Source organism: Dyadobacter endophyticus, from assembly GCF_014641595.1.
Taxonomy (GTDB): domain Bacteria; phylum Bacteroidota; class Bacteroidia; order Cytophagales; family Spirosomataceae; genus Dyadobacter; species Dyadobacter endophyticus.
Map to the genome: position 1 here is coordinate 1,834,741 of NZ_BMIA01000001.1, position 25,226 is coordinate 1,859,966.

The following is a 25,226-nucleotide window of genomic DNA, read 5'->3' on the forward strand; positions in this document are numbered from 1 at the left end:
TCCGGCCGATTTTCCCTACTATTTAAAACCAGTATATTCTAGCCGTACATTTAAATAACCTCCACAAAAATATTTTTGTTCTGACAACCTGTATATTGAGGAAATAATTTGAAACGCCCCTTCGGGGAGGCACTGCGGCGGGTTCCGTTTTTCCGCCACCTTTTATCTGCACTTTGATTTTTTCTAGGATTGTGCCCTATATTTGGACATTCAAAGTGCTACCAGGTCCCTTAATTAGAAAGTTATGTCAAAAAATCTGGTGATCGTAGAGTCACCGGCGAAGGCCAAAACCATTGAAAGTTACCTAGGGCAGGATTTCACTGTCAAGTCCAGTTTCGGACATGTCCGTGACCTCCCGGAACACGATATGGGTGTTGATGTTGAGCATGATTTCCAACCTTCCTACGAAATCTCCTCCGATAAAGTCAAAGTCATTTCAGAGCTGAAAAAACTGGCAAAAGATGCCGAAGTATGGCTCGCAACGGATGATGACCGCGAGGGAGAAGCTATTTCCTGGCATTTGAAGGAGGCCCTCGGCCTGCCCGACGATACCAAGCGGATCGTATTTCGTGAGATCACCAAAACCGCTCTTCAGAATGCAATCGCCAAACCGCGGACCATCGATGCAGACCTGGTAGACGCCCAGCAGGCACGCCGTATTCTCGACCGTCTTGTGGGTTACGAACTTTCACCGGTACTTTGGAAAAAGATCCGGATCGGTAAATCGAACCTATCCGCTGGCCGGGTACAATCGGTGGCTGTACGTATAGTAGTAGAGCGCGAGCGGGAGATCGATGCATTTAAAAGTAAAAGCAGCTTTAAAGTAACCGCCCACTTCGACCTGGGTAACGGCAAGGTGCTCAATGCGGAGCTCGCGAAGAACTTCCCTACCGAGCAGGAAGCATTCCAGTTTCTGGAAAAATGCATCGGCGCGGAATTCTCGATCCGCAATCTTGAAGTAAAACCAGCTAAAAAATCACCAGCACCGCCATTTACAACTTCTACATTACAACAGGAAGCATCCCGTAAGCTGAGCTTTTCGGTAGCGCAGACGATGACCGTCGCGCAGCGATTGTATGAAGCCGGTAAGATTTCCTACATGCGTACCGACTCTACCAACCTGTCGGAAGAAGCGTTGGATAAGTCAAAGCAGCAGATCACGAAAGAATATGGGGATGAATATCACAATCGCCGTATATTCAAAACCAAGTCCGAGTCGGCACAAGAAGCGCACGAAGCTATCCGCCCTACCGATTTCTCTACGCTGGTAGGCAGCAGCGACCGCAACGAGCAGCGCTTGTACGAACTGATCTGGAAACGCGCCATCGCGTCACAAATGTCGGACGCCCAACTGGAACGCACGACGGCGACCATCGGCATTTCGACCACGTCGGAAGAACTCGTGGCCCAAGGTGAAGTGATCAAATTCGAAGGGTTCCTGAAAGTTTACCTCGAATCCAGCGACGATGAGGCGGACGAAGAACAAAAAGGAATGCTTCCCCCGCTGAACATCGGTCAGATATTGAAACTGACCGATATGAAGGCGACAGAGAGATTTACCCGTAACCCGCCGCGTTATACAGAGGCGAGTTTGGTAAAAAAGCTGGAAGAAATGGGGATTGGGCGGCCGTCCACTTATGCGCCCACGATCTCGACGATCCTGAAACGGGAATATATAGTAAAGGAAGACCGTCAGGGTTTTGAAAGAGAATTCAAAGAAATAACCCTTGCCAATGAGCAGATCAAAAGCAAGGTCAATAAAGAAGTGTACGGTTCGGAAAAAGCTAAACTCTTTCCTACCAGCACCGGAATGGTGGTCAACGACTTCCTCGTAAGCCATTTCCAGGATATTGTCGATTATTCTTTCACCGCTAGCGTTGAAAAGGATTTCGACCACATCGCGGACGGTCAACTCGGCTGGCAGCAGATGATCAAGGACTTTTACACGCCATTCCAGAAGAAAGTGGCCGAAGCACGCGAAGAAGCGATTGATAGGAGCCTTACTTCCCGTGATTTGGGTGAAGATCCGGCGACGGGCAAGAAAGTGTCCGTGAGGATCGGGAAATACGGGCCCTATGTGCAGATCGGCGATGTAGAAGATGAAGAAAAGCCGCGTTTTGCGAGCCTGGCGAAGGGCCAGCTGATGGAAACGATCACGTTAGATGAGGCATTCGAACTATTCAAACTACCGCGTCAGGTTGGTTTCTTCGAGGATAAGGATATGGTCGTGAATGTCGGCAAATTCGGCCCTTATGTGAAGCACGACGGAAAGTACTACTCGCTGGCCAAGACCGACGATCCGATGGCAGTTACGGAGGACCGACTGGTGGAAATCATCGAAGAAAAGCGTTTGCAGGACTCTAACCGTACGATTAAAGAGTTTGCGGAAGATCCTGAGGCGAAGGTTCTCAACGGACGGTACGGACCTTACATTGCTTTTGGAAAGAAAAATGTGAAGATCCCGAAAGGTACCGAGCCGGCTTCGCTGACTTATGACCAGGTATTGAAACTGGCGGCTGAGACGCCGGATAAGCCTGCGGGACGCGGTGGTGCAAGAAAGCCAGCCGCAGCGAAGGCTCCTGCGGCGAAAAAGCCCGCCGCTAAAAAAGCAACGAAAAAAAGTTAGCACACTTAAACACGAAGAAGCCCATGAAAAAACTGGTTGTACTTTCCGGAGCAGGGGTCAGCGCTGAGAGCGGGATCAGTACTTTTCGGGACAATAATGGGCTTTGGGATAATTTCCGGATTGAAGATGTGGCTACGCCGGAGGCCTGGGTCCGGAACCAGGAGTTGGTACTGGATTTTTATAACCAGCGGCGGAAACAGGCGGCCGATGTGAAACCCAATGCGGCACATTACGCGCTGGCAGAGCTGGAAAAACATTTCGATGTAACCATCGTGACGCAGAATGTCGATAACCTGCATGAAATTGCAGGCTCTACGAAAGTGATCCATTTGCATGGCGAGCTTTTCAAATCGCGGAGCACGAAAGATCCGAAGCTGGTGTATGAAATGACGGGCTGGGAACTGAAAACGGGCGATTTGTGCGAATTGGGAAGTCAGCTGCGGCCGCATATCGTGTGGTTCGGCGAGGAAGTGCCGATGATGGAAGTAGCGGTGGACGTTACCGAGCAGGCGGACATGTTCCTGGTAATCGGTACTTCGCTGGCCGTTTACCCGGCGGCAGGACTCGTGCATTATGTTCCCATCGGCAAGCGCATTTATATTGTAGACCCGGCCAAGCCGGACATTACATTAAAATCCAATATGATTTTCATTCAGGAAAAGGCAACTACCGGAATGCAAACGTTGATCAAGAAATATTTACTACCTGAATAATAATGCAACTACTCGACGGGAAAGCTATTTCTTCCCAAATAAAATCTGAAATCAAGGCCGAGGTTGAACAATGGGTGGCCGGAGGTGGCAAAAAGCCGCACTTGGCTGCAATCCTCGTGGGACAGGACGGTGCCAGCGAAACTTACGTAGCTTCCAAAATCCGTAGCTGCGAAGAAATCGGCTTTACTTCCACCCTGCTGCGTTTTGACGCCGACACAACCGAGGCACAACTTCTTGAAGCAGTAGAATCCCTGAACAACGATCCCGATGTGGACGGTTTTATCGTTCAGTTGCCGCTTCCAAAACACATTTCGGAAAACACGGTAATGGAAGCTGTAAACCCCGCGAAAGACGTGGACGGTTTCCATCCGATCAATGTAGGCAGAATGTGCAAAGGCTTGCCCGCTTACATTTCCGCGACACCGTTCGGCATTCTGGAAATGCTGATCCGCGCAGGAATCGAAACGAGCGGCAAGCATTGCGTGGTAATCGGCCGCAGCCAGATCGTGGGCTTACCCATGAGCATCCTCATGCAGCGCAACACCTACCCGGGCAACAGCACTGTGACAATTACGCACAGCAAAACCCAAAACCTGAAAGAGATCTGCCAGTCGGCCGATATCCTGATCGTCGCCTTGGGCCGCCCTGAGTTTGTGAAAGCCGACTATGTGAAAGAGGGTGCCGTAGTGGTCGACGTGGGCATCACCCGCGTGGCCGATGCTACGAAGAAAAGTGGCTTCTCGATCAAAGGCGATGTCGACTTCAATGACGTGGCGCCAAAGGCCGGCTTCATTACGCCGGTGCCGGGCGGTGTGGGGTTAATGACCATTTGCGGACTGCTAACTAATACTTTCAAGGCTGCTAAGAAGGAAATTTATAAGTAAGACGTGGGCCGACGGTCGCAGTAAATGAATCGTTTCCATAAAAGCCGGAACGTCAGGATGTAAGCAAACCCTGAGCTTCCGGCTTTTTTATGTTAAAAACTCAAAAAAAGAAGTAAGAAAGTTGCTGATTTCGTTTTTTACTAAAAGATTTGTCAATTAGTAGGGATTCACGGAAAGGTCATACTTATGAGCATCGTCAGCAACAACATCAAGTATCTAAGAAGGCTGAACGGCCTGACACAGGAACAGTTTGCCCGTAAGATCGCGATCAAAAGGTCGTTACTGGGAGCTTACGAGGAAGCACGGGCCAATCCGAACCTTACTAATCTCAAAAACATGGCGGCCGCATTCGGCGTTAGCGTTGATAATTTGCTAAAAAACGACTTGCGAAGGCTAAGGGAAACACCTGAAATGTCGCTGCCGCTGACCACATCCCGGCAAATGACCGTTTCCCACTCGGGTGCCATGCCCCAACCTACGCCTACACGTACACCCGGGTACACGGAGCCGCAGCCATTGTCAAAAATCGTCGAAACATACCAGCAGCCTGAACAGCCGCTTCGACAGGTATCCCGGCAGATCAGCCTCAAACCTGTTAGCGGGGAAATACATCAGTCGGCAGCGCCCCAGCCGGGAGCACCCCAGCCAATCCACCAGTTTAATACGGCCGGTCAGCAGGCGGCACATTATCGCGCCCAGCCAGCACCGCAGCAAGAGGTATTCAGGCAGCCGACGTATCAGGAAACATCAGCGCGCCAGCCGGGCACGCCTCCTCAGGCAGCCGATATACCTACATTTAATAATCAATACCAAACTCCGCAATTCAATGCTGCGGTGGAGCAGCCCGCCCAGCACTACCCTACCATTCAATGGATAGCGCGCGACAAGCAGGCGGAGTACATTGCCAATTTTCAGAATCCGGGCTACTTGAACGGTTTGCCGCTGTTCCAGTTGCCAAACCTGCCTTCGGGCTACTATCGCGCATTTGAAAGCGGCGAAGATTTTATGTACCCGGGCTCCATTCTTGTGGGCACTTTCATCCGTAACTGGTACGATATCAAGGATGGACTGCAATATGTTTTTCTGCTGAGAGGCCACGGCCTGATTTACCGAAATGTATTCAATCAGGTAAAAACAGCGGGTGTGTTGCTGCTCACATCGGACAATCCGTCGATAGAAGAGCTCGAAGTTCCTTTGCAGGATGTGCTGGAAGTGTGGGAAGTGAAGGCTTTCGTGAGCGTGCAGATGCCTTTGCCTCAGCCTTCACTCGAACGGGTGACTCAGCTCGTGGATGAATTGCAAATAGAGCTGAGCCAGTACCGTCAGTAATTACTATTTCGAAAGCGTATTGAACAATGCCTCTATTTTCGCGAGGTCTTTACTCTTAGAAGTCGTTTCCAAAACGGCTACACCTATTTGATACCACAGACCGTCTCCGGCAGTGAGGTACTTGCCACGGTTGGTGGGGATGCTTTCAGACGCATTGTCGGCCACGAATTCAGCTTTGTAAACTGTATCCATTATTTTTTGCAACTGATCCCAATGCAGTTTACGCGGCGCGCCCGCATTCTTGCTTAATGTAAATTCTTTTTGACCGAACGACGCTTTCAGGTCGATGGTCAGTTTGCTGTCATTATCGATATCGACGTAAGTCAACTCGAAAGGCTTTTCACGGCCGGCGGTTTCGAAGATCGCCTGCATCATCTCCTGCAAAAAGTACGACCACCTTTCCTTATCGACCGGGTAAATGGTTACGCGTTTGTCGTTTTCGTCGAGTTCTATTTCGATAAAGTCTTCGTATTCACTTTCCTCGCGCTTACGAATGGTTTTAGAGCCCTCAAAAATCTCCCTAAACTCGCTGATCCAAACTGCTGGCAAAGTGCCTTTCCATCTGTAATCGTCGTCTTTGGTAAAACCTTCGTCATATATTTCGTCGTCGGTCAGTTCTATGCGGTCGTTGTATACAATATCGAAATCTATAAGCAATTCCTCCGCCGACTGAATGTCCAGTTTCAACGTGTAAAAGTGGGCAAAAGGGGCCGGAACTACCGGAGCTGTCTGATAGCGAACAATATAATGACCCGGTATTTGAAGATTTTTATCCATTCGGAGATTTTAAAAGCTGTTGAAATGTTGCGCGTTTATCGATCTTGTCGGTTGCTGTTTTGGCAAACGCTTTTGCAAAGTAAATATGTTTCGGGTTTTCATAGGCCGAAACGCGTCTTCTAATTTCTGCCGACAGTTGCTCCGCGCGCTCCTTAGCCAATGCATTCTCGACGGCCAACACCAGTTTTTGGCCCAATTTTTCATCCGGCTCCCACCAGCAAAAGAACGCATTTGGAATAGCCAAATCATGAAAAATAGTTGCAATCCGTTGATCCATCTGGTCCAGCACTATCTTCACACCACCTGAATTGATGACATTATCCGCCCGTCCGATCCACTCAAACGTGTTACCGCTGATTTGCACCAGATCATTAGTCTGAACCTTCTGATAATTGGTTACTGCGCCGGAAACAAAGAGGCAACCGCGTTCGTCCGTTCCAAATTCAATACCCGGCAGAAACATAAATGAGTCGCTTGCCTGTTCCCCATTCAATGCTTTCAAGGCTACATGCGAAACGGTTTCGGTCATGCCATAGCTTTGGAAAACAGGCACATCCAGCGCTTTGATTTGCGCTGCTAATGGCAAACCGACCGGGGCGCCGCCAAGCAGTATTTTACCCAACTTACTAACCTGATTATGCGTGGCCGTATTAGCAAGAATAGCCTGTAATTGCATCGGTACCATTGCCACAAAGTCAAAATGCGCGTGATCGAGTCCGGCAATGGGGTTTGAAGTCGGTTCGGTAATTGCCAGTTCCCAATCCAGCTCCAATCCGCGGACGAGCATCATCAGTCCCGCAATGTAACCCACGTTCAGGCATACGAGTGCGCGCGTACCGCTCCCGAGCGAGAGCGCTTTGCCGGTCATAGCCGCACTTGCCCGCAGCTGCGTGCGTGTGATGGTAATGGGCTTGGGCATACCCGTAGAGCCGGAGGTATGGAGCACAAATTCCTGGCTACCCTCCAACCACTGTTCCATAAAGTCGTAGGCTTGTGCGAAATAGGGATTTCGCGGCCTTTTCTGCGTTTGCCAAAGCATTTTGCCTGTTGTCCAGATCATCGCTGCCGTTTCGGTGGATTTGCTCGATTACCGGCGTCTTTACCGGTTTTTAATGCGGTGGAAAGTTATTCATTTGTTTTTGAAGGTAATCTAAACAATGAGTAATTTCGCGCATTCAGCCAATGCCGGAAGTAGCTTCTCGAAGCCTGTATGATACCCGCATTGCATTCATTTCAATTTTACCATGTGATTTTATGTCCAGTACAGTTCAATGGGAAACCATTAAAGAATACCAAGAAATTCTCTTTACACTTCACGAAGGAATTGCCAAAATCAGCATTAACCGCCCGCATAAGCATAACGCATTTACCCCGCTTACGGTAACCGAGATGATCGACGCGATGCATATCTGTCGCGAAGATCCGCGGATCGACGTCATTATCCTCACCGGCGAGGGTGGAAAAGCATTCTGTTCCGGCGGCGACCAGTCGGTACGCGGCCACGGCGGCTACATCGGCGACGACCATGTACCTCGCTTGAATGTGCTCGACCTGCAAAAAATGATCCGTTCCATTCCAAAGGCGGTGATCGCGATGGTAGCGGGTTGGGCAATCGGCGGCGGCCACGTCCTGCATGTCATTTGTGATCTTTCGATCGCTGCCGATAATGCACGTTTCGGCCAGACAGGCCCGAAAGTCGGCAGCTTCGACGGCGGGTTCGGCGCTTCTTACCTGGCACGCGTGGTGGGCCAGAAAAAGGCGCGTGAGATATGGTTCCTCTGCGACCAGTACGATGCCGACGAAGCACTGCAGATGGGGCTCGTGAACAAGGTCGTTCCTTTGGAGCAGCTGGAATCTGTGACTTTGGAATGGGCAAAAAAGATCCAGGAAAAAAGCCCCCTCTCGATCCGTATGCTCAAAAGCGCATTCAATGCAGAGCTCGACGGGCAGGCGGGTATCCAGGAACTCGCGGGCAATGCGACGCTGCTTTATTACCTCAGCGAAGAAGCGAAGGAAGGCCAGCGCTCGTTTTTGGAGAAAAGAAAGCCTGATTTCACCAAATTCACCAAATTCCCTTGATTTAATCCCGAAAGATTAACACTTTAACTCTAATCATTACAAATACTCACCGAATGAACTATTGGCTTGTAAAATCAGAACCATTTAAATACTCCTGGGACCATCTAATTGCCGAAGGTGAGGGCATGTGGGACGGCGTCCGAAACTACGCGGCACGCAACAACCTGATGGCGATGAAAGTGGATGATCTTGTGCTGTTTTACCACAGCAACGAGGGAAAGGAGGTCGTGGGACTGGCCAAGGTTTCGAAGGAACATTACCCCGACCCGACGACCGACGAAGCCGGATGGGTGGTGGTGAACCTCGTTCCCGTCGAGAAATTTCCGAATACCGTTACACTCGCGCAAATCAAGAAAGACGAGCTGTTGAAACAGATGGACCTCGTCCGTTTGTCGAGGCTGTCGGTAGTACCCGTTAAACGCGAAGAATTCGACCATATCGTTGCCCTGGCACATGACAAAAAATAAGCGATCCGTTTTTCGGCTGGCCTTACCGTTACTCTTCCTGGCCTTGCTCAGCACGCAGCTCGTCGCGCAGGGAGTAAAACGGATTGAACTTCCATTGCCCGGCAACACGGCCTATCAGGCTGTTCCACTTGGCAAACAGGGCGTATTGCTCATTTCCAAGCCCGACAAAGGCACGTTCAACGTCCAGAAATTCGATACGAACCTCGAACGGGTGTGGTCCATCGACGGCCCGATCGAATCGAACCTCGATTATATCGCTTCCTCCTACGACGGGCAGGCCGTTTTCCTGCTTTTCAGCAAATACCGGAGTTCATTGTACCAGATTGTGAAGGTCAATGTCGGTCCGGGTTTCGTGGAGACATTTACAATCAATACAGTAGACCGTTTTGAGATCACGGATTTCAAAACGCTGGGTTATTCGGTATTTATGGCCGGAATGGTCCGCAACGAGCCGGTTTTGATCTACACCCAGCTTACCACGCAGCAAACAAGGGTGTTACCTTCGGCCATTAAAGGATCTAACGCCATTCAGACCGTCGAAGTGGACACTGCCCAACATTTGGTGAACGTTTGTTTTGCCGTTAAAAAAGGTCGCCAGACCAAGATCGTGGCGCGTTCGTATGAAGAGACCGGAGAGCTGTATACACAGGTAAGTGTCGATCCGGAAGACGATTTCTCGCTTCTGAGCGGCCGTTTGCAGGTTTTGAACGACTCCGTACGCATTGTCATCGGCACTTATGGCTATCGCAATATGCAAAGCAGCACCATAGCGGCTTCGCAGGGTTTGTATATCAGCAAAATCATCGGCGACGAAACGGTTTTTACCAAATACCACAGCTTTACCGATTTCAAGAACTTCTTCAACTTCATGAGCGAACGCCAGCAGGAGAAGATAGAGAAGCGTATCCGCAAGAAAAAAGAAAGCGGCGATGACCTGAAACTGAACTATCGCCTTATGGTGCATGATATTGTTCCCAAAGCGTCCAATTTCCTGCTCGTCGCCGAGGTTTTCTATCCCGAATACCGCTATCAGAACCCGAGTATGATGGGCGGATTCGGCTATGGATATGGAAGCTACGGATACCCGCTTGGAATGGGGCTGTACAATCCGTACCTCTGGAACCCAATGTATGGTGGCCGTGGATACAACCAGCAGGTGTTCGACGGCTTCACGTACACGCATGCGGTTGTTGCGGATGTGGACCAGAACGGTAACCTGCTTTGGGACAACAGCATTAGTTTCGACAATGTAAAAAGCATGGAATTGAAGGAAAAGATCAAGGTCCAATCCTTTTCCAACGGCAATTCCAAATTGATTTACAGCCATAACGGCGCCATTCGCAGCAAGATCATCAAAGGCAACCAGGTAATCGACAGCGACCGCGTGATCCCGAACGAAACCTATGTTGAAGGCGATAAAGTGCGGAAAACGAGTACCGACGACATCGACTACTGGTACGACAACTTCTACCTTGCCTGGGGCGAACAGCGTATTGTAAATGCCGCCGGCGACGCGAACACCCGCGGACGGCGGAATGTGTTTTATTTAAATAAGATTGCTTATTGACCATGGATCGCAGACCATAGGCCATGGTACTTTACAGTAGAACCCTACCCTGGTCCACGGTCGATCGACTATGGTCAAAAAATTTAAACCACCACCACATTGATACTACTTTCACCAGACCAACATACCGACTACCAACTGATCGACAGCGGCGGATTTGAGAAACTCGAAAAATTCGGGCCGTATGTTCTTTCTCGTCCCGAGCCACAGGCGATTTGGGATAAATCTCTTTCCGAAGCGGAATGGGAGCAGCGTTCAAATGCAGTTTTTAAAAAGGACAAAAATTCGCAGGAAAAAGGCCAGTGGGTTACCAAGGGCGATATGCCCGATAAATGGGTATTTCAATACCGTACCAAAGAGCTGCATTTGCGTACGAAGCTTGCATTATCGTCATTCAAGCACGTGGGCGTGTTTCCCGAGCAGGCTACCAACTGGGATTTCATCGCCCGGACTTTGAAGCAAATGCCCGAGGAAAAGCCTTCGGTATTGAATCTCTTTGCCTACACCGGCATTGCCTCGCTGGCAGCCAAGGCTGCCGGGGCGGATGTGACGCACGTGGATTCGGTGAAGCAGGTGATCAGCTGGTCGCGGGAGAATATGGATCTGAGCGGGCTGAGTAATATCCGCTGGGTAGTGGAAGACGCATTGAAGTTCGTGCAGCGCGAGGTCCGCCGAGGTAACAAGTATAATGGCCTCATCCTCGATCCTCCTGCGTATGGGCGCGGGCCCGACGGCGAAAAGTGGCTGCTCGAAGAAAGTTTGAATGAACTGCTCAGGCTGTGTGCGTTGTTATTGAAGGAAAAAAACTTCTTTTTTATCATTAACCTGTATTCGCTCGGCTTTTCGGCGTTGATCGTCGAAAACCTGATTAAGGCGCATTTCGGAACAGAAATCAAGCACGAGTTTGGCGAACTATTTATCCCCGATTCGTTTGGCAAAAAACTTCCATTAGGTGTGTTTTCGCGTTTTTCAGACCAGAATGTTTAGTGGCGAATGAAGTCTGACAATCTGAAATATTTATCATTTGCATTCCTCATTGCATTGGGAGGGCTGGAACAGTCCTGCCAGAGCGATGCGCGCACGTCTACGCGCATTCCACCCGTGATCAAAAAAGGGAAGGCACAATGGCAGAACGATGCATTATTGTCATTAACTGACTTGATCAACCGGGGGATCGATTCGGATGTGAATTATTTCAAAAGGGCGCGCATTTACTTCGAACGCGAACAATATTCCGAAGCGCTGGACGACATCAACGAGTCGATTTACGAGCAGGATAACGTAAGTGAATATTTCCTTCTGCGCGGGAAGATCTACCGCGAACTGGGCAGGATCGATAATGCATTGGAAGATGCGCAACGTGCCGAAGCATTGCAGCAAAGCAGTCCCGAACTGTATGTGCTGCTCGCGGATATTTTGCAGGCCAAAAACCGTTTCGGAGAGGCCGCCGCTTATCTGAATCAAGCCTTGAAAATGGCGCCCTACGATGGTTCGGCATATTATGTCAAAGGAATGTTGCAGGCGCGGCAAGGCGATTCCCTGGCCAGCTTATCGAGCCTGAACTATGCGATGAACGTCAATCCGAGGTTGCTGCGTGCTTATGAGCAGGGGACGGCGATCAATCTCAAATTGAAGAACACGGCCGAAGCGCTGGCGATCAACGAAAGAGCATTGAAACGCTTTCCCGAGCGCGCTACCCTGTTTTTCGGGAGAGGGGAAATCCTGAATGCGCTGGCAAAACCCGACACCGCATTGATCTTTTACCAAAAAGCCGTTGCTATCCAGCCGGATTATGAAGAAGCATTGAACCAGCTTGCGACCGTTGCCATGCAGCTCCGCGCCTACCCGGCGGCGATCCCGGCATTGAAAACGCTTTTGAAAAAGAAACCGCAATCGAAGGAGATCAACAACATGCTGGGCTATGCCTATGAAAAGAGCGGTGAGCTGGATCTGGCCAAGACCTATTATACTACTGCCCTGACGATCGCCCCAGGCGACCAGGACGCGCGCTACGGCATGTACCGCATCCGGAAAATCGAGTCGGAAGGACTTTACCCTTCCTACTATCCTGAGGAAAATACCAACCAGGGATACAAATTACTGGATACGGCGCGGGTTAAAATCAATATTATCCAACCGCGCGGTACCACAAATATCCGCGTGGACTCTTCACGCAAAGCTAAAATTGAATAGCTTTGTGTTTTGCGGCCTCCCCGCATTGCCATTGAACCATAGTCACAGAATTATTTTTTGAATGAAAGACGAGTCTCAAGTAAAAATTACCCTGCCCGATGGTAGCGAACGTTTTTACCCAAAAGGGGTAACCGCTCTCGAAATCGCGCTCAGTATCAGTGAAGGGCTTGCACGGAATGTGATAGCCGCCAAAGTGAATAACGAAGTCTGGGACCCTACGCGCCAGATCACGGAGGATTCCCTGGTGAAACTACTGACGTGGAATGACGAGGACGGCAAAGCTACATTCTGGCACTCTTCGGCCCACTTACTGGCCGAAGCATTGGAAGCGCTCTACCCGGGAATTAAGTTCGGTACAGGACCTTCTATCGAAAAGGGCTTTTACTATGATGTAGACTTGGGCGGGCAGACCATTTCGCAGGAAGATTTCCCGAAAATCGAAGCGAAAATGCTCGAACTGGCCCGTCAGAAAAACGAATATATCCGCAAGCCGATCAGCAAGGCCGATGCTTTGGAATACTTTACCAAAAAGGGTGACGAGTACAAGCTGGAATTGATCGACGGGCTGGAAGACGGTTCTATTACATTGTACGAGCAAGGCGGTTTCACCGACCTTTGCCGTGGGCCGCATATCCCGAACACCGGTTTTATCAAAGCCGCAAAACTGACCAACATCGCAGGTGCATATTGGCGTAACAAGCAGGAAAACAAAATGTTGACCCGCATTTACGGCATTACGTTTCCAAAGCAAAAAGAGCTGGAAGAATATGTGACCCTGATGGAAGAAGCTAAAAAGCGTGACCACCGCCGCCTCGGCAAGGAGTTGGAGCTTTTTGCTTTCTCTGAAAAAGTTGGACAAGGTTTGCCGCTGTGGTTGCCCAAAGGTGCCATGCTTCGCGAGCGCTTGCAGGCGTTCCTGAGCAAAGCGCAGTCTCGCGCCGGTTATGTACCTGTAATTACGCCGCATATCGGTAGCAAGGATTTGTACGTGACCTCGGGCCACTGGGATAAATATGGTAAGGACTCGTTTCAACCCATTAAAACCCCGAACCTCGATGAAGAGTACATGCTCAAACCGATGAACTGCCCGCATCACTGCGAGATTTATAAAACTTCTCCCCGCTCCTACAAGGATCTGCCATTGAGGTTCTCGGAGTTCGGTACGGTTTACCGTTACGAGCAAAGCGGCGAGTTGCACGGGCTCACACGCGTACGCGGGTTTACACAGGACGATGCGCACATTTTCTGCCGTCCCGATCAGGTGAAGGAAGAATTCATCCGTGTGATCGACCTCGTATTGTATGTATTCAAATCCCTTGGGTTCGATGATTACAGTGCGCAAATTTCGCTCCGCGACCCTAATAATAAGGAGAAATACATTGGCCGGGACGAAGACTGGGAGAAAGCGGAAAGCGCGATCATCGAAGCGGCAGCGGAACGCGGCCTAAGCACGGTTACAGAACTGGGCGAAGCTGCATTCTACGGCCCGAAACTCGATTTCATGGTGCGCGACGCTTTGGGACGCAAATGGCAGCTTGGTACCATCCAGGTAGATTACCAGCTCCCACAGCGTTTCCAATTGGAATATACCGGCTCCGACAACCAGAAACACCGCCCGGTAATGATCCACCGTGCACCATTCGGTTCAATGGAGCGTTTTACCGCGATTTTGATCGAAAATACCGCGGGCCAGTTTCCGCTGTGGTTGTCGCCTGACCAGATCGCCATCCTGCCGATCTCGGAGAAATTCGCAGATTACGCAGAAGACGTGTTCTTTCAGTTGCAGGACCATGACATCCGTGGGTTCGTGGATCACCGTGACGAGAAGATCGGACGCAAGATCCGTGATGCGGAAGTTACCAAAGTGCCATTCATGCTTATCGTGGGCGAGAAGGAAGCAGCAGAAGGAAAGCTCTCCGTTCGCCGCAAAGGCGAGGGTGATTTAGGAAGTATGACGATCGAAGAATTCACTGCCTTTTTCAAAAAGGAAGCCGCCATTGCTTGATGTTTTTGTAAGATTTTAGTATTATTCCAGCAATAAGGCACTATTTTTGTGGACCTAGTGTTAATTTTTTCGATTTCCACCAAAAACAAAAAAACACCAATACAAATTATATGGCATTAAGACCCCCTAGTGGACGGATGAGGATTCCCGAAGAACCTTACAAAATTAACGAACGAATTACAGCAAAAGAAGTACGATTGGTCGGTGAAAACATTGAACCGGGCATCGTGGATATCAATACAGCCCGCGCACTAGCAAAGGCACAATCACTTGACCTCGTGGAGATTGCACCAACAGCAGTTCCTCCTGTTTGTAAAGTGGTTGACTACTCGAAGTTCAAATACGAGCAAAAGAAGAAACAAAAGGAAATTAAAGCAAAGGCCCAGAAAGTGGTTATCAAGGAGATCCGTTTCGGCCCGAACACGGACGACCATGACTTCGATTTTAAATTGAAGCATGCCACTAACTTCCTCAAAGAAGGATCAAAAGTAAAAGCATACGTGCATTTCGTAGGACGTACGATCGTTTTCAAGGAACGCGGTGTAAACCTTTTGAAGAAATTTTCCGAAGCATTGTCTGACTACGGCAAACTGGAAATGGAGCCTAAGCTGGAAGGAAAACGAATGACAATCATCCTCGCGCCTGCTCCTGCAAAAAGCAAGTGATACGCTGATTTATAAAGCATATTGATAGAAAATCGTGTTTTCGGCATCATGTCGGGAACACGATTTTTATTTAACACAGATTATGGCTAATTTTGCGCGCTGTTTTATATTTTATCAACTATTAGTTTTTTGAATTATGCCTAAAATGAAAACCATCTCTGGTGCAAAAAAGCGTTTCGCGCTGACAGGCACTGGAAAAGTTAAACGCAAGCACGCTTTTCACAGCCACATCCTGACCAAAAAATCAAACAAGCGCAAGCGTGGTTTGGTTAAGACTGGTCTGATCGATGTGTCTAACGAAAAGCAAGTATTGGCAATGCTTCGGAAGTAATCCGTAAAAAAGCCGATCAGACATTAAAATCTGGTTTTTTGTTCAACCCGATAAAAGGCATTTAAGTCTCAGCAGAGCGCCGATTATCAAAAACAGTTAAATTATGCCACGTTCAGTAAATCACGTTGCGTCACGTGCAAGACGTAAAAAAGTTCTAAAACTCGCGAAAGGCTATTTCGGCCGTCGTAAAAATGTATGGACCGTTGCTAAAAACGCAGTTGACCGCGCTTTGGCTTACGCATACGAAGGCCGTAAACAGAAGAAACGTAATTTCCGCGCACTGTGGATCCAGCGTATCAACGCAGGTACCCGTCAGCATGGATTGTCTTATTCTGCTTTCATCGGCAAACTTAATGCAAAAGGCATCGAGCTCAACAGGAAAGTTCTCGCGGATCTTGCGATGAATCATCCTGACGCATTCAAAGCGATCGTTGATCAAGTAAAATAAAACAGCATCCCGCCTCTCCGGCGGGATTTTTTTTGCATAAAATTTGGATATTGCAGGCGACAATCAACTCGTACCTCAAAACCAAATAGAAATGCTGGAACAACTTTTCGACCTCGTACAACAGAACTCCCAACAATCGGTTGTAGAAAATCCTGACGTCCCCAACGAACACAATCAGGAAGTCATCAATACACTCACCAGCTCCATCACCGGCGGCTTGCAGGAGCAGGTCCAAAGCGGAAACATCAGCGGGCTTATGGGGCTGCTCGGGGGTGACAGCGGCACTTCGGCGGCTTCGCTTATGAACAATCCCATCGTAGCTTCCATCGCTAGCAATGCGATCGGTGCCATCGTTCAGAAATTCGGATTGAACAGCCAGGTGGCGGGCAGCATCGTGAACTCGGTATTGCCGGGCGTACTGGGCGCAGTGATCGGCCAGTTGAACGGGCAAGGCGGCGCTGCCGGTAATAGTGGTAGTGGCAATGGCTTTGACCTGGGATCGCTCATCCAAATGGGCGGCGGCCTGTTTGGCGGCGGCAACGATCAGCAAGGCAAACCTGCTTCGGGAGGCATTGACCTTGGCGGAATGCTGGGCGGCCTTTTTGGCGGAAAGTAATAACAAAGAATAATAGTAGAATAAAGCACGGGCTTTGAAACGATAGTACATTTGCAAAAAATGATGTACTATCGTAAAAGCCCTTTTTCTTTTTCCTAACTCACCTAACCATGGACTCTAGAAGAGAATTTATCCGGAAAGCCACCATGCTCACCGGAGCAGCCGGATTGTTCGGCGCCCTACCCGCCTCTATTCAAAAAGCTTTGGCCATTAACCCACCGAAGGGCACAACCTGGAAGGATGCGGAGCATGTGGTGATACTGATGCAGGAAAACCGCTCGTTCGACCACTCTTACGGAACGCTCCGTGGCGTGCGCGGTTTCAACGATCCCCGGGCCATAACCCTTCCGAACAAAAACCTCGTTTGGCTCCAAACCAATGCATTCGGAGAAACCTACGCCCCCTTCCGCCTGAACATCAGGGAATCCAAAGCGACCTGGATGGGCTCGCTGCCGCATTCCTGGCCTAACCAGGTGGACGCGCGCAACGGGGGTAAATACGACAAATGGCTCATTGCCAAGCAACCGGGCAATAAGGATTATGCCAAAATGCCTTTGACGCAAGGCTTTTATAACCGTGAAGATATTCCTTTTTATTATGCAATGGCCGACGCGTTCACGGTTTGCGATCAGAATTTCTGCTCTTCGCTGACCGGTACGACGCCAAACCGGCTATACCTCTGGTCGGGAACTGTTCGTGAAAATACCGACCCAAACAAACACTACGCCAATATCCGCAACGAGAACGTGACCGACGACCGCGAGGCGTCCTGGACCACATTCCCGGAACGGCTCGAAGACCATGGCGTTTCTTGGAGAATTTACCAGAACGAGCTGAGTATCAATACCGGCTTCACGGGCGAGGAAGATGCGTGGCTCGCCAATTTTACCGACAACCCGATTGAATGGTTTACCCAATACAATATCCGTTACCACACTGGCTATCAGCGGTATTTGAAAGAACGCCAGCAAATGCTACCGGGCGAGATCGAAGAAGCTCAGGCAAAATTGAAATCGCTTTCGGGCAAGGAAGCATCCGATCTTGAAAAAGTATTAAAAGAGAAGCGTGCACTGCTTAAACTGGCGAATGAGGAACTGATCCGTTGGAGCGCTGAAAGGTTTGATAAATTGTCTCAGCGAGAAAAAAACATCCACCAGAAAGCATTCACTATCAATAGGAATGACCCCGATTACCGGAAGGTTACCACGGTAAAATACCACGACGGTGATATTGAACATGAAGCCAAAGCACCAATGGGCGATGTGCTGCACCAGTTTCGTTCGGATGTAAAAACGGGTTCACTGCCAACTGTTTCCTGGCTGGTGGCACCCGAAAACTTCTCCGACCATCCGGGCGCACCCTGGTATGGCGCTTGGTACGTTTCGGAAGTGATCGATATTCTAACCGCCGATCCCGAGGTTTGGAAAAAGACCATTTTCATTCTTTGTTATGATGAAAACGACGGCTATTTCGACCACGTACCGCCATATGTCGTGCCTGATCCGTATAAAGAAGACACCGGTGCTGTTTCGGCCGGCATCGATTGCAAGACGGAATTCGTGACGTTGGAGCAGGATATGACGAAAAAGAAAAAAGAAGAATGCCGCGAAAGCCCAATAGGTTTGGGTTATCGAGTACCCCTGATCGTCGCCTCACCCTGGAACCGGGGTGGTAACGTGTGCTCGGAGGTTTTTGATCATACTTCTATTTTACAGTTCCTGGAAAAATTTGTGAGCCTGAAATCCGGTAAACAGATCAAGGAAACGAATATCACCGAATGGCGGCGCACCATTTGCGGCGACCTTACTTCGACCTTTACACCTTATGACGGCCAGGAGATCAAGCTACCTGCATTCCTGGAAAGAGAGGAATTTATGGAAAGCATTTTCAATGCCAAGTTCAGAAAGCTACCAAACGGTTATAAGGCATTATCCAAAAGTGAAATTGACGAGGTGAATAACAACCCGCTTACCTCCCCTATTCTGCCTAACCAGGAAAAAGGAACGCGGCCTGCATGCGCTATCCCGTATGAATTATATGCCGACGGCGCATTTAACTCTGCCAAAAATGCATTTGAAATTAAGCTGGAAGCCAGAAATGGCATATTTCACGACAAATCTGCCGGTTCGCCATTTATCGTATATGCCCCGGGAAAATACAAAAATGAGGAGGTCAAAGTATGGAATTATGCCGTGAAGCCCGGAGATGCATTAACCGGCTCCTGGAAAGTCTCCGATTTTGACAATCAGCATTACCATTTAAAGGTTTACGGTCCGAACGGATTCTTTCGCGAGTACAGCGGTGACAAAGAAAATGGTCTTTTAAAAGTGGAATGCGCCTACCAGCTCGACCGCAGTAAAAAGCCGACGGGGCATATAGAACTGAAAATCAGCAACCTGCATCCGAGCCAGAAAGCCGTCTTGAAAATCACCGACAATGCTTACGGTGCTGCTATTCAAACTATTACACTTGAAAAAGCCTCCGCCGGACTAAAATCGCGCAAAAGTGTTGTGTTGAATCTTACCAAAAGCTTCAACTGGTACGATATCACAGTTGCGATAGAAGGGGTCGAAAATGCTTTCTCGCGTTTTGCAGGGCACGTAGAGACGGGCGCTATCAGCCAAAGCGACCCTTATATGGGGCAAATGATCAGTTGATGTACTACCTATCGTCAGGCCAGCGAATGGCCTGACACTTTGTCATTCCTATTTTAAGTCAACGTTTCTGGTACGGGCTTTTTAGTAAGTAACCCGGTGGCTGACGAAAACGGCCGCCGGCAGATCCAGAATCAAATCATACTTAACTTATAAAATAGAAAAATGGGAAAAATTATTGGCATAGACTTAGGAACAACGAACTCCTGCGTGGCTGTCATGGAGGGTAACGAGCCGGTTGTAATAGCCAACAGCGAAGGTGCCCGCACTACTCCTTCCGTGGTTGCTTTCATGGATAACGGTGAGCGCAAAATCGGAGCACCGGCCAAACGTCAGGCGATTACCAATCCCAAGCATACTATTAGCTCCATCAAAAGATTCATGGGTAAAAAATACGATGACACAACCTCTGAAATGAAGACGGTTGCGTACAGCGTAGAAAAAGGCCCTAATAATACCCCGCGCATTCCTATCGGTGACCGCCTTTACACACCACAGGAAGTTTCTGCATTCATTCTTCAAAAAATGAGACAAACTGCGGAAGACTATCTGGGTCAGGAAGTTACCGAAGCGGTGATCACCGTGCCTGCCTATTTCAACGATGCAGAACGCCAGGCTACGAAAGAAGCCGGTCAGATCGCTGGTCTGGATGTAAAGCGTATTATCAACGAACCTACTGCTGCTGCCCTGGCCTACGGCCTTGACAAACAGCATAAGGATATGAAAATCGCCGTGTTCGACTTGGGTGGTGGTACGTTCGACGTATCGATCCTGGAACTGGGCGATGGCGTTTTCGAAGTGAAATCTACCGACGGTGATACCCACCTGGGTGGTGACGACTTCGACCAGGTGATTATCAACTGGCTTGCCGACGAATTCGTGAAAGACGAAGGCGTTGACCTGAGAAAAGATCCTATGGCATTGCAGCGTTTGAAAGAAGCTGCTGAAAAAGCAAAAGTTGAATTGTCGAGCTCGACTCAGACGGAGATCAACTTGCCATATATCTTCCCCGTTGATGGTATTCCAAAGCACTTGGTTCGTACTTTAACACGGGCGAAATTTGAGCAACTCGCTGATTCTCTGTTCCAACGCATGATGGAACCTTGCAAGAGAGCGATGAAAAACGCGAGCTATACCAACAGCGATATCGACGAAGTGATCCTGGTAGGTGGTTCTACCCGTATCCCTCGTGTGCAGGAAGAAGTAGAGAAATTCTTCGGTAGAAAACCGTCGAAAAACGTTAACCCTGACGAAGCTGTGGCCGTTGGTGCTGCAATTCAGGGTGGCGTACTCACAGGCGAAGTGAAAGACGTACTCCTATTGGACGTTATTCCATTGTCACTGGGTATCGAAACTTTGGGCGGTGTGTTCACCAAGTTGATCGAAGCGAACACGACCATTCCTTCTAAGAAAACCGAAACATTCTCGACTGCCGCTGATAATCAGCCTTCTGTGGAAATCCACGTATTGCAAGGTGAGCGTCCGCAAGCATCAAACAACCGTACGCTCGGTCGTTTCCACTTGTCCGACATTCCACCGGCACAACGCGGTGTACCTCAGATTGAAGTAACATTCGATGTGGATGCGAACGGTATCCTGCACGTTTCCGCGAAAGACAAAGGAACCGGCAAAGAGCAAAAGATCCGCATAGAAGCTTCCAGCGGTTTGACCGACGAGGAAATCACCAGAATGCGTGAAGAAGCGAAGGCAAACGAAGCTGCTGATAAAGCGGAACGAGAAAAAATCGAAAAAATCAACGGAGCTGATAGCCTGATCTTCTCGACTGAGAAACAGTTGAAAGAATATGGCGACAAACTTTCTGACAGTAACAAATCGAATATCGAAGGTGCGTTGGCAGAGTTGAAAACCGCTCACCAGTCTCAGGATCTCGCAGCTATCGACGTTGCATCGGAGAAACTGAATGCGGCGTGGCAAGCTTCGGCTCAGGAAATGTATGCGCAAGGTGGTGAAGGTCAGCCCGGAGGCGCCCAGCCCGGTGCAGGCGGCCCAACCGGAAACCCAGGCGCAGGTGCCGAAAACAACGGTTCAACTGACGACGTGACGGACGTTAATTTCGAAGAAGTCAAATAAGACTAAAAGATGAAAAAATCCCCGTCCGTTAAACAGATGGGGATTTTTTTTACACGCAGTGTTACATTTTGGGGTGACGGGGCGTATATAAGAATAGAAAATCGGCCTTCGAACTGCTGGCACTGATTTTTTCAAACCAAAACAAATCTTCATCAATCTAATCAACCATTATCAAATTCATCTTCTATGGACGCAAGAATCGCATTACCAGAATTGATGTACCTTTCCCCTACTACGCGCGAAAAAGCAGTAGCCATTGCACAGGAACTTCTCAGGTCGACTAACATTTCTCCTCGCGAAGCTGTTTCCAAAGCAATTCTGATTGCGAAAAACTGGGCGGTCAAAAATGTGAACCGCAGCGTTTGGAAAAAATTGAAATCTGTTGAAAAAGAAATGATATGATAGGGCTGACATTCAAAGATCAGGTCGTCATTGTCACTGGGGCGAGCTCCGGAATCGGTAAAGCTTGTGCATTGCATTTCGGAAACCACGGTGCTAATGTGGTTGTGAATTACAGTTCCAATGCAGGCGCCGGCCAGGAAGTAGTGGATGAAATCCGGGCCAATGGCGGCAGCGCGATCCTCGTGAAAGCGGATGTGAGTAAGGAGGACGAAGTAAAAGCCCTGTTTGCAGAAACCGTCAACCAGTTCGGGCGCGTCGATGTGCTTGTCAGCAATGCCGGCTTGCAGAAAGACTCGCCGTTTCTGGAAATGACTTTGGAACAATGGCAGAAAGTAATCGACGTCAACCTGACGGGTCAGTTTCTCGCCTGCCGCGAGGCCGCCAAGCAGTTCATTGCTCAGGAACAGTCAGTTACAGAAATCAATCACAGCGAACTGGCCATCGGGAAAATCATATTGATGAGCTCCGTACACGATGTAATCCCATGGGCGGGCCATGTCAACTACGCCGCTTCAAAGGGTGGGATCATGATGTTCATGAAATCCATTTCGCAGGAGCTTGCGCCTCACAAAATCCGAGTGAATTCGGTAAGCCCTGGCGCAATCAAAACGCCGATCAACCAGGAAGTATGGTCGGATCCCGATAAATACCAAAGCTTGCTCCACCTGATTCCCTACAAACGGATCGGCACCGCGCAGGATGTTGCCAAAGCGGTAGCCTGGCTGGCATCGGATGATTCCGATTATGTGAATGGCGAAACATTATATATCGATGGCGGCATGACACTCTATCCAGAGTTTGCGGATAATGGGTGACGTGGTCGACTGTCATAAAAAAACGTCAGGTCTCTCGGCCTGACGTTTTTTATTGCTTATAACAAATTATTGCGTAACAAACTCTCCCTTTTCCACCGACCAGTCATTTCCGAAGAACCCCGACATCCTCACTTCTTTAATTCCGTTCTTCAACATGTCTGCCGAAAAGACCATAATATCGGGAAAGCCGCTGCCGCCGCTGAAATACTGGTTCGCGTTCGCTGCCCGGAAACCTGCTTTGCCAGTTCCTGAAATAACGGCGACCGAGGCAGTCTTGCTATCCGATCTCGGGTAAATGAAATATGCCGCAAGATCGTTGCCTGCAAACTGCTTTCCTCCCACCTCGATCTTCCCGCTCGTTACGGTTACCGGGCAGTTTTTCAGCACCTTATCCCAGGCAAGGTTGGTGCTTTTGTTACCGTACAGGATCACACCCCTATCCTTAAATTCCTGTGGATCAAAGTCTTTATCGGCAACGATATCCACTGCCCCATTACCACGGTAGTACCACGACTCAGCGTCGAAAGTTGCCTTTTCAAATGCCCAGGCCTTCTCTTCCGCGCTACCGCCTGTTGCGTACACATATACCATCCGGTTTCTGAATGCGTCTTTTAATGTACCACTCCTTTCCGGATTCTTCTCGGTAGCCGCGGGAGCAGCCGCCAGTTTCCAGTTGCCCTCGTTTTTGAGGAAGATGGTTTCATTTCCTCTCACCGCATATTCAACAGGCGCTTTACCATCCAATACAATTTTCAGCTTCGAGCCCGGCGCGAATGCTCCAAGATCCAAAGAAAGCAGGGCCACATTTTCGGTCGTACCCTCAATTTTCAATTCCTTTTTACTGCTATTGAGTTTGATATGGCTGTATTTCAATGCATTAACTTGTTGGTGCACGCCCGCCCAACGCATGTGTGAAGAGATTCCAGGGTTGGCAGTTTTGAAATCAATGGAAGTCACGGTCGTGTCCCTGGGAATAGCATGCCAGCTGAAAAAGTTGAAAATCGGCGGCCAGTCTACGCTGATATCACCGTACCAATGCTCGCCGCCAACGTGTTCGTAGTAACTGAAATCGCGGTGGAATTTCCCAAGAATGTCGCGCATCTGCCGCGCATAGGTAACGGGTACTGTTCGATCTGCATCGCCGTGAGCAACGTAAACACCCAGACTTTTGTAGTTGGAAGTCAGTGCAAGAACATTGCTTGGATTACTGGCTCTCAGCAACATAGCCTCGATCGGCGACCCTGCGCTGTCGGGAATAACACCATCGTGCGAGCCGTATGCAGCCAAGGTGGGGTAGCCAGCCGATGGCGCAATTGCCGCCCATTTTTCTGGATAAGTTGCTCCAAGGAACCATGTTCCGTGACCGCCCATCGAGTGACCGGTAAGATATATACGCGACGGGTCCGGGTTGAATTGCTTTTTTGCAATGCCCAATACTTCCATCGCATCCATCCTTCCCCAGTCTTCCCAGTTGAATCCGCGCGGACGACGGTTGGTAGGTGCCACCAGCACACCCCAGTCTTTGGGTTTATACCCACGTGCCTGGCTGATCGCCTGAACCTCTGCTCCATGCACTGAGAAAAACAATGCTGGCCGATCATTCGCGCTGCCGTTGATCTGAGGCGATACTGAAAAATACTGAACGCTGCCATCGAGCTCGCTTACGAAAGTGCGGCTATACTGCTTCCCCGCTTCCACCGACTGGATCGCAATCTTCGACTGATCTGTCAGTTTGCCGTTTTGCAACAGACTTAGTGAAACTTCATTTTTTCCAACACTCCTCACCCCGCTACCGTCAATCAGCACACCTACTTTTCGCAATGCCATCGCAGGTACCGGCGGAAGTTTGGTAATAATGTCCTTTCCGGCCACGATCGTTTTCACTTCCAGGCCTGTCAAAGGTTTTTTGGTCATATTCGAAATAACGACGCCTGTCCAGAGGGAATCATTTTTGAAACCAGGAACTACATCGGAGATCGTAAGGTCCTCTGTATTAATGGAAATCGGCTTCTCCGGAAAAGTAAGATTCGCGGTAATGCCGCCAAAACGGCCGAAGCGTGCCACGCGTGCGTAAATTTCATTTTTCCCTTTTTTCAGGACAACAGGTAAATGCATCCAACCATACCGGTACATATCCCCTCCTCGCGGCACGCCATTCAGGAAAATCATGTCCTGACCGGTAATTGTCAAAATAGCTGCCTGTTCCTTTTTTGATTCATAGGTCAGATACACATATCCATTAGAAAATGAGTCACCGCGAAAACGGTGGGTGGAGTCGGCTTGTACTTTTTTCCATTTCACCTCCCCCACTTTTGGATCGGTTAATAAAACACTTCCTTCTTGCGGTTTGAGCGTACCTTTGTAGAGTTGATAGGCGAGCTGGTCGGTGTACAAAGCTTCCCGCCCATATTGGTGGCATGGCCCGATGGCCAGTCCTTCTTCAAAGTGGTAAACAGATTGTGCCTGATTTTGGAAAAAAATAAATAGTAAAGAGAGTGTCGCAAAAATCCTTTTCATTGAAAGAGGTTTAGTAGTATGACAAAAACTAAACTTAATAAAAAATA

21 protein-coding genes are annotated in these 25,226 nt (G+C 49.2%); 18 read left to right on the plus strand and 3 right to left on the minus strand.

Features of this window, described 5'->3' with window-relative positions:
* Window positions 1-244: 244 nt before the first annotated feature.
* The 4 genes from topA (at window position 245) to IEY24_RS07555 (ending at window position 5,552) form a co-directional block, all read left to right on the plus strand.
* Window positions 245-2,626: a type I DNA topoisomerase gene (topA, locus tag IEY24_RS07540; RefSeq protein WP_188930197.1), complete on the plus strand. Its 2,382-nt coding sequence runs from the start codon at window positions 245-247 to the stop codon at window positions 2,624-2,626.
* Between the two features lie 23 nt (window positions 2,627-2,649).
* On the plus strand, window positions 2,650-3,339 hold the full coding sequence (locus IEY24_RS07545) for an SIR2 family NAD-dependent protein deacylase (RefSeq protein ID WP_188930199.1): 690 nt from the start codon (window positions 2,650-2,652) through the stop codon (window positions 3,337-3,339).
* Between the two features lie 2 nt (window positions 3,340-3,341).
* Window positions 3,342-4,223, plus strand: a complete 882-nt coding sequence (locus IEY24_RS07550; protein WP_188930201.1) for a bifunctional 5,10-methylenetetrahydrofolate dehydrogenase/5,10-methenyltetrahydrofolate cyclohydrolase — start codon at window positions 3,342-3,344, stop codon at window positions 4,221-4,223.
* A gap of 186 nt (window positions 4,224-4,409) precedes the next feature.
* Window positions 4,410-5,552 carry an XRE family transcriptional regulator gene (locus IEY24_RS07555; RefSeq protein ID WP_188930202.1) on the plus strand — a complete coding sequence of 381 codons (1,143 nt, stop codon included), beginning with the start codon at window positions 4,410-4,412 and terminating at the stop codon, window positions 5,550-5,552.
* Window positions 5,553-5,555: 3 nt separating this feature from the next.
* Here IEY24_RS07555 and IEY24_RS07560 read toward each other — a convergent pair whose 3' ends face one another.
* Window positions 5,556-6,329, minus strand: a complete 774-nt coding sequence (locus tag IEY24_RS07560; RefSeq protein WP_188930204.1) for a hypothetical protein — start codon at window positions 6,327-6,329, stop codon at window positions 5,556-5,558.
* Window positions 6,322-7,389, minus strand: a complete 1,068-nt coding sequence (locus IEY24_RS07565) for an AMP-binding protein (RefSeq protein ID WP_188930206.1) — start codon at window positions 7,387-7,389, stop codon at window positions 6,322-6,324. The genes IEY24_RS07560 and IEY24_RS07565 overlap by 8 nt, the downstream gene beginning before the upstream one ends.
* A gap of 194 nt (window positions 7,390-7,583) precedes the next feature.
* On the opposite strand from IEY24_RS07565, the gene menB reads away from it, so the two are divergent.
* From menB to IEY24_RS07635, 14 genes are all read left to right on the plus strand, one after another.
* The gene (gene menB, locus IEY24_RS07570) at window positions 7,584-8,408 is read left to right on the plus strand and encodes a 1,4-dihydroxy-2-naphthoyl-CoA synthase (protein ID WP_188930208.1); all 825 of its coding nucleotides are present in this window, start codon (window positions 7,584-7,586) and stop codon (window positions 8,406-8,408) included.
* Window positions 8,409-8,461: 53 nt separating this feature from the next.
* Window positions 8,462-8,875: an EVE domain-containing protein gene (locus tag IEY24_RS07575; protein WP_188930210.1), complete on the plus strand. Its 414-nt coding sequence runs from the start codon at window positions 8,462-8,464 to the stop codon at window positions 8,873-8,875.
* A complete protein-coding gene (locus IEY24_RS07580; RefSeq protein WP_188930212.1) occupies window positions 8,862-10,442 on the plus strand; it encodes a hypothetical protein in 1,581 nt (526 codons plus the stop codon). Before IEY24_RS07575 ends, IEY24_RS07580 begins: the two co-directional genes overlap by 14 nt.
* 99 nt (window positions 10,443-10,541) lie before the next feature.
* Entirely contained in the window at window positions 10,542-11,429 is an 888-nt protein-coding gene (locus IEY24_RS07585) for a class I SAM-dependent methyltransferase (protein ID WP_188930215.1), read from the plus strand.
* A gap of 6 nt (window positions 11,430-11,435) precedes the next feature.
* Complete coding sequence (locus tag IEY24_RS07590) at window positions 11,436-12,635, plus strand: tetratricopeptide repeat protein (RefSeq protein ID WP_188930217.1); 1,200 nt, start codon at window positions 11,436-11,438, stop codon at window positions 12,633-12,635.
* Between the two features lie 61 nt (window positions 12,636-12,696).
* Window positions 12,697-14,640 carry a threonine--tRNA ligase gene (gene thrS, locus IEY24_RS07595; RefSeq protein ID WP_188930218.1) on the plus strand — a complete coding sequence of 648 codons (1,944 nt, stop codon included), beginning with the start codon at window positions 12,697-12,699 and terminating at the stop codon, window positions 14,638-14,640.
* Window positions 14,641-14,750: 110 nt separating this feature from the next.
* Window positions 14,751-15,305 (plus strand): translation initiation factor IF-3, encoded by a 555-nt coding sequence (gene infC, locus IEY24_RS07600; RefSeq protein ID WP_188930220.1) that lies wholly within the window; start codon window positions 14,751-14,753, stop codon window positions 15,303-15,305.
* A gap of 136 nt (window positions 15,306-15,441) precedes the next feature.
* Window positions 15,442-15,636, plus strand: a complete 195-nt coding sequence (rpmI, locus tag IEY24_RS07605) for a 50S ribosomal protein L35 (protein WP_188930223.1) — start codon at window positions 15,442-15,444, stop codon at window positions 15,634-15,636.
* A 103-nt stretch (window positions 15,637-15,739) separates the two neighbouring features.
* The gene (rplT, locus tag IEY24_RS07610; protein ID WP_188930225.1) at window positions 15,740-16,084 is read left to right on the plus strand and encodes a 50S ribosomal protein L20; all 345 of its coding nucleotides are present in this window, start codon (window positions 15,740-15,742) and stop codon (window positions 16,082-16,084) included.
* Between the two features lie 91 nt (window positions 16,085-16,175).
* The gene (locus IEY24_RS07615; RefSeq protein ID WP_188930226.1) at window positions 16,176-16,700 is read left to right on the plus strand and encodes a hypothetical protein; all 525 of its coding nucleotides are present in this window, start codon (window positions 16,176-16,178) and stop codon (window positions 16,698-16,700) included.
* A gap of 110 nt (window positions 16,701-16,810) precedes the next feature.
* Window positions 16,811-19,357 carry a phosphocholine-specific phospholipase C gene (locus IEY24_RS07620; protein ID WP_188930228.1) on the plus strand — a complete coding sequence of 849 codons (2,547 nt, stop codon included), beginning with the start codon at window positions 16,811-16,813 and terminating at the stop codon, window positions 19,355-19,357.
* A 162-nt stretch (window positions 19,358-19,519) separates the two neighbouring features.
* A complete protein-coding gene (dnaK, locus tag IEY24_RS07625) occupies window positions 19,520-21,445 on the plus strand; it encodes a molecular chaperone DnaK (RefSeq protein ID WP_188930234.1) in 1,926 nt (641 codons plus the stop codon).
* Between the two features lie 186 nt (window positions 21,446-21,631).
* Window positions 21,632-21,847 (plus strand): hypothetical protein, encoded by a 216-nt coding sequence (locus tag IEY24_RS07630; RefSeq protein WP_188930236.1) that lies wholly within the window; start codon window positions 21,632-21,634, stop codon window positions 21,845-21,847.
* Window positions 21,844-22,662, plus strand: coding sequence for an SDR family oxidoreductase (locus tag IEY24_RS07635; RefSeq protein WP_188930237.1), 819 nt, complete (start codon window positions 21,844-21,846; stop codon window positions 22,660-22,662). Before IEY24_RS07630 ends, IEY24_RS07635 begins: the two co-directional genes overlap by 4 nt.
* Before the next feature lie 66 nt (window positions 22,663-22,728).
* Here IEY24_RS07635 and IEY24_RS07640 read toward each other — a convergent pair whose 3' ends face one another.
* The gene (locus IEY24_RS07640) at window positions 22,729-25,179 is read right to left on the minus strand and encodes an alpha/beta hydrolase-fold protein (protein WP_188930239.1); all 2,451 of its coding nucleotides are present in this window, start codon (window positions 25,177-25,179) and stop codon (window positions 22,729-22,731) included.
* Window positions 25,180-25,226: the final 47 nt, after the last annotated feature.

Bases quoted from the DNA above. Each gene is read 5' to 3' on its own strand.
- thrS (WP_188930218.1), top strand. From the start codon at position 12,697: ATGAAAGACGAGTCTCAAGTAAAAATTACCCTGCCCGATGGTAGCGAA.
- dnaK (WP_188930234.1), top strand. From the start codon at position 19,520: ATGGGAAAAATTATTGGCATAGACTTAGGAACAACGAACTCCTGCGTG.
- IEY24_RS07550 (WP_188930201.1), top strand. From the start codon at position 3,342: ATGCAACTACTCGACGGGAAAGCTATTTCTTCCCAAATAAAATCTGAA.
- IEY24_RS07575 (WP_188930210.1), top strand. From the start codon at position 8,462: ATGAACTATTGGCTTGTAAAATCAGAACCATTTAAATACTCCTGGGAC.
- menB (WP_188930208.1), top strand. From the start codon at position 7,584: ATGTCCAGTACAGTTCAATGGGAAACCATTAAAGAATACCAAGAAATT.
- rplT (WP_188930225.1), top strand. From the start codon at position 15,740: ATGCCACGTTCAGTAAATCACGTTGCGTCACGTGCAAGACGTAAAAAA.
- infC (WP_188930220.1), top strand. From the start codon at position 14,751: ATGGCATTAAGACCCCCTAGTGGACGGATGAGGATTCCCGAAGAACCT.
- IEY24_RS07565 (WP_188930206.1), bottom strand. From the start codon at position 7,389: ATGATCTGGACAACAGGCAAAATGCTTTGGCAAACGCAGAAAAGGCCG.
- IEY24_RS07560 (WP_188930204.1), bottom strand. From the start codon at position 6,329: ATGGATAAAAATCTTCAAATACCGGGTCATTATATTGTTCGCTATCAG.
- IEY24_RS07635 (WP_188930237.1), top strand. From the start codon at position 21,844: ATGATAGGGCTGACATTCAAAGATCAGGTCGTCATTGTCACTGGGGCG.
- topA (WP_188930197.1), top strand. From the start codon at position 245: ATGTCAAAAAATCTGGTGATCGTAGAGTCACCGGCGAAGGCCAAAACC.
- IEY24_RS07615 (WP_188930226.1), top strand. From the start codon at position 16,176: ATGCTGGAACAACTTTTCGACCTCGTACAACAGAACTCCCAACAATCG.
- IEY24_RS07580 (WP_188930212.1), top strand. From the start codon at position 8,862: ATGACAAAAAATAAGCGATCCGTTTTTCGGCTGGCCTTACCGTTACTC.
- IEY24_RS07630 (WP_188930236.1), top strand. From the start codon at position 21,632: ATGGACGCAAGAATCGCATTACCAGAATTGATGTACCTTTCCCCTACT.
- IEY24_RS07545 (WP_188930199.1), top strand. From the start codon at position 2,650: ATGAAAAAACTGGTTGTACTTTCCGGAGCAGGGGTCAGCGCTGAGAGC.
- IEY24_RS07555 (WP_188930202.1), top strand. From the start codon at position 4,410: ATGAGCATCGTCAGCAACAACATCAAGTATCTAAGAAGGCTGAACGGC.
- IEY24_RS07590 (WP_188930217.1), top strand. From the start codon at position 11,436: ATGAAGTCTGACAATCTGAAATATTTATCATTTGCATTCCTCATTGCA.
- rpmI (WP_188930223.1), top strand. From the start codon at position 15,442: ATGCCTAAAATGAAAACCATCTCTGGTGCAAAAAAGCGTTTCGCGCTG.
- IEY24_RS07640 (WP_188930239.1), bottom strand. From the start codon at position 25,179: ATGAAAAGGATTTTTGCGACACTCTCTTTACTATTTATTTTTTTCCAA.
- IEY24_RS07620 (WP_188930228.1), top strand. From the start codon at position 16,811: ATGGACTCTAGAAGAGAATTTATCCGGAAAGCCACCATGCTCACCGGA.